General features: G+C 49.6%; 1 protein-coding gene. It reads left to right on the top strand.

What is annotated here, in order from left to right:
• The coding region (locus tag AC1DUA_RS39600; RefSeq protein WP_477504876.1) for an SGNH/GDSL hydrolase family protein at positions 1-579 on the top strand (579 nt) is incomplete at its 5' end.
• Positions 580-748 lie beyond the last annotated feature (169 nt).

Consider the following 748-nt stretch of genomic DNA (forward strand, 5'->3'; position numbering starts at 1 on the left):
ACGTTAGGAGATAGCATTTCAGCTGCAGGTGGTTATCAACCATTGGTAAGTGCAGCGCTGGGGTTCTCCACCGTTCTGAATGAAAGCAAAAGCGGATGTCCGCTCACAGCGGGAGGAGATCGTGATTACGGAGCGACCGTGCATGTCGGCAGGCAAATGGAGCCCGGGTACGATTGTGTGACCGTTTTTGCGGGAACGAATGATTTTCGGTTGGATAAACCGATTGGATGCAAGGAAGAGCGGGATATTCATACATTTTACGGAGCATATGTTACCTTGGTGGAGGATATTTTGAGCAAAAATCCGGCTTGCCGCCTCAATTTATGGACACCGCTGCAAAGGGATAAAGACGGTTTCGACATTGATTCCGTGAATGCGGAAGGTCATCGCTTAGTAGACTATGTCGAGGTCATTCAGGCCATCGGCGTTGAGTATGCGCTCCCTGTGCTGAATTTGTACGCGGAGAGCGGATTCAATCGCTTCACGTTGGGCTTGCTGACCAGTGATCGGCTGCATCCGAATCAAGAGGGTTTCAAGCGGATTGCCGCTATGGCAATTTCTTTTCTTGAACGTATTTAGTGCTGGTCGGTATCAGCGCATTAAAAAGGACCTGAGGATTTGTTTCCTCAGGCCTTTTTTTGATGGGAAGCAGCGGGTGGTGGCGGCCCAGTTAGAAGCATCTTAATGGAGCGTCCCCTTGAGAGCTGGGCAATGGAGTTGATGGATTACTTGTACTTGAGTAGATAGA

This window comes from Paenibacillus sp. 01T422 (assembly GCF_056398785.1).